This is a genomic window from Gracilimonas sp., from assembly GCF_035704785.1.
Lineage (GTDB): Bacteria > Bacteroidota > Rhodothermia > Balneolales > Balneolaceae > Gracilimonas.
On the sequence record NZ_DASSWP010000046.1, the window covers coordinates 1 to 3153 of the forward strand.

Consider the following 3153-nt stretch of genomic DNA (forward strand, 5'->3'; position numbering starts at 1 on the left):
AGGCAGGGAATAATTCTCTTAGTGAGCATATACTTCTTTCGATTTTAAAAACACTGAAGACTAAGATTTAATTGGAACAACAATATAGAAAATAATCTAACTGACTTTTTAGGAAAAGGAACTTTATTGATGGCTTAAACAATTTCAATGATATGTTTTTAAAAGCTTTTTCATCAAAGATCGAAAAGTATGCTCACCGGACGCCTGACTTTGGTAATAGCAAGGCCAATTTTATGGTGAACATGTTGATAAGAAAAGTGAAGTGGATAAAAGATAGATCCATGGAAAGTTCGGAGAGCTTTATCAAGTCTTTGGATCGTATGTAATTGTTTGCATTAATCAAATAATTTACGCTTTTTCCCTAAAACATTAATAAAAGTTGTTTTATGGAAAGAGAAACAAAATTATTATTCGAGGGAATAATTATTTCCGCCTTAGGCTTTTTCATTTCGCTCTATTTCGGGAAGATCTGGTTAGGTTTATTTATCGCACTAGTGATTGGAGTCATATTTTTAGGCAGGTTATTAAGTCTTAGTGAAAAAGAATTTGAATCTAAAGTTGCTTATCGGGTGGCTTATGGACTGGTTATCCTGGCTGTTTTATTCCACGCCCTTGCCTTTGCCAACGATTATGGAAACAGAAATTTTCAGAAAGATATCCTTCTTGAGATCCGTAAAACCATTGATGCCGGGATTACGAAATCTGATGTTCAAGAAAAATTGATCTATGTACTGGGACAGTATCATCAAAATAATCGGGAGTCCATAGTTGCTACTTTTCGGGATCTTATGCCGGAGCAACTGGGAGAAGATGGAGTCTATGTGTCAGATTTTGATCTGAGTATGACAGGTAAGGATAGTTCAATTGTCGACCAAAGTTTAGATGATAACATAAATTATTTTTACGAAATTGATGAAAAAGCAGATGAGATAAAAGTTGTCGTAGTTACAGATATTTCTTTGGGAGAAGATCTTGAATATGAGAACTATGATGGACAAAAAGGCCGGTTCGAAATGATGTTCACTTTAAATAAGGAGGGGGTAAGTTATGAAGTTCTCAATTAGAAGAGTAAATGAATGGCTGATCGTTCTATTATTATTCATTTTAGTTCCGGCAGGATTATATTTTATTCGCGGTGATGTGAATTTCCTTTCGGGTAATCTTCAATACCTTTTTAATATACGTCCTTCCACTATTATTCTGAGGTTTAATACACTAGATGCCATTACCATTTTTGGTGGTGGTGCACCATCAGGTTATCCGTTTACGTGGGTAACAGTTTCTATGTATTTAAATGTCGTATTGTATTTAATGCTTGGACCATACTTGTTGTTTAAAGGTTTTAAGAAATCCCGGACGAATGAGAATAGAGCAAAACCTTGGTATTGGTATATTGGTGCGGCGATCTGTATAGGACTAATAGTTATAATTCCGGCTGAAATAACCCGTATGTATGTGTTTGAGAATACAAAAGTGGCTGCCGACAAAAATCGTACACAGGATCTGATGCGAACTGAGCTTACTGAGGTTGGATTTGCGGCAGCTCAATACGAGATACTCGAAGATGGTGTCAATGAGTCGTTTAAAATTGAAGATCTGGACTTAAATGATCTGAATTTTGACCATGAGGTTGAAAGTGTACAGTCTGATACCCTGTTGATAATCTCAGTTTCAAATCCTGATCTACCTGAGGAGGATATCAAAATGGAAGTCCGGCCTTACAGTGAAAGTGTACTTCGGATACGGAATTAGTTACTGTTTAAATTGGTTTGCCGAACAGAATGCAGACCATTATGAAAAACATCAACAGCTACCGAAAGTTTAAGCGGAACGATAAAGAGGTTAATCCGGACGGGGAATATGTTCTGTACTGGATGCAGATCAACCGGCGATTTCAATATAACTATGCATTGGAATATGCAGTAGCCCTTGCCAATAAACACAACAAGCCGCTGTTGATATACGAAAGTGTGATTGCAAATTATCCCTGGGTGTGTGATCGGTTTCATGCCTTTTTGCTGGAAGGGATGAAGGAGCACCTGGATGAATTGCATGGAAAGGATATCAATCACTATTGCTACACAGAAAGAGAAGCCGGGGACGCTGAAGGTTCATTTCAAGCTCTCGCCGAAAAATCGGTGGCGGTAATAGCTGATGAATTTCCCGTCTATATTATTCGTGAAAACAATGAAAAGATGGCCGGTGAAATAGATGTTCCATACATCACCATCGATTCCAACGGCATCATTCCGCTGGGTATCACCGATAAAGATCCCTATTCCGCTTACCTGTTTCGTAAGGTGATGCAAAAGCATTTCCTGGAAGCTTATACGCATCCTCCCAAAAAAAATCCGCTGGATGATCTGGAGAATCTGAATTCGATTCGATTCCCGGATGGATTTGAGGAAAAATATCCTCGGGCAAATGAGGTACTGGAAGACATCCCCAAGTTTATTTCTACTTTGGATATCAATCATGATATCGGTATCACAGAAGAGAAGGGAACCCGGCAGTATGCTTTGGGTAAACTGGGAGACTTCATTGCACATGGACTTCATCGTTATGATGAGGATCGAAATGACCCCGATACTGATGCTGCAAGTGGATTGAGTCCATGGCTGCATTTTGGGTTGATCAGTGAATACGAGATCGTGAAGGCGGTGCTTGATCATCAGCCGGAGGGGTGGGATCTGGATGACATCACTCCAAACAATGGAAAGAATTCAGGCTTTTTTAACGGAGACCCGAATGTAGAGAGCTTTCTGGATGAAGTCATAACCTGGCGGGAAGTCGGTTTCCACTTTGCCCATCACCGTCCCGATTACGATCAGTTTGAAAGCCTGCCTGACTGGGTGCTGGAGACATTGAGTGACCATCAGGATGACGAACGCGAATGGGTGTATGAGCTGGAAGAGTTTGCTCAATCCAAAACCCACGATGAGATCTGGAATGCCGCACAAACGCAGCTTCGGGAGACAGGCATCATGCACAACTATTTGCGGATGTTATGGGGTAAAAAGATCATTGAGTGGACCAAAGACTACCGTACGGCTTTGGATTACATGATTGAACTTAACAATCGCTATGCCCTGGATGGGCGTGATCCCAATAGCTATTCTGGAATTTTCTGGTGTTTTGGAAGATTTGATCGTG

General features: G+C 40.0%; 3 protein-coding genes. All 3 read left to right on the forward strand.

What is annotated here, in order from left to right; all coding sequences use genetic code 11:
* Positions 1-386: 386 nt before the first annotated feature.
* Positions 387-1064 (forward strand): hypothetical protein, encoded by a 678-nt coding sequence (locus tag VFM80_RS02455; RefSeq protein WP_395069204.1) that lies wholly within the window; start codon positions 387-389, stop codon positions 1062-1064.
* Positions 1048-1752: a hypothetical protein gene (locus VFM80_RS02460; RefSeq protein ID WP_395069206.1), complete on the forward strand. Its 705-nt coding sequence runs from the start codon at positions 1048-1050 to the stop codon at positions 1750-1752. Before VFM80_RS02455 ends, VFM80_RS02460 begins: the two co-directional genes overlap by 17 nt.
* A gap of 41 nt (positions 1753-1793) precedes the next feature.
* Positions 1794-3153 (forward strand): hypothetical protein (locus tag VFM80_RS02465; RefSeq protein ID WP_395069207.1); only part of this gene is annotated, 1360 nt, incomplete at its 3' end.

What these genes read in the sequence shown, in the direction of transcription:
- VFM80_RS02460 (WP_395069206.1), top strand. Translation starts at nt 1,048, where the DNA reads ATGAAGTTCTCAATTAGAAGAGTAAATGAATGGCTGATCGTTCTATTA.
- VFM80_RS02455 (WP_395069204.1), top strand. Translation starts at nt 387, where the DNA reads ATGGAAAGAGAAACAAAATTATTATTCGAGGGAATAATTATTTCCGCC.